Genomic DNA, 366 nt, shown 5'->3' with positions numbered 1-366 from the left:
CTTCCAAACGGTGGTTGCTCCGGGGGAGGCCCGGATCATGGCCCGGGCCAGCGTTCAGAAAGCCATCAAGCAGGTCGCCCTGGACTGCGGCATTCGCAAGCGTGTCCACATTCACTCTCTACGCCACAGCTTTGCCACCCACTTGCTGGAGAATGGCGTCAATCTTCGCTCCATCCAGACCCTGCTCGGGCATGCCAGCCCGGTGACCACCGCACGTTATACCCGAATGACCCAGGAGGCCCAACAAAACAGTGCCCTGATGATCAACGCCCTGGTGGAGCGCCTGCAGGTCGACTGGGTGAACGAATGATCACGCTGGCGCAAATCCTGCGCGATCATCAGACCAGCCTGCAGCTCCGTTATGGC

1 protein-coding gene is annotated in these 366 nt (G+C 60.9%); it reads left to right on the top strand.

Translation table 11 applies throughout. The features are described from left to right. Positions 1–310 (top strand): tyrosine-type recombinase/integrase (locus C7H09_RS20345; RefSeq protein WP_240616636.1); only part of this gene is annotated, 310 nt, incomplete at its 5' end. Positions 311–366 lie beyond the last annotated feature (56 nt).

The organism is Marinobacter fuscus (assembly GCF_003007675.1).
Lineage (GTDB): Bacteria > Pseudomonadota > Gammaproteobacteria > Pseudomonadales > Oleiphilaceae > Marinobacter > Marinobacter fuscus.
The sequence above is the reverse complement of the archived record's forward strand: the minus strand, read 5'-3'. Positions and strand labels throughout refer to the sequence as shown.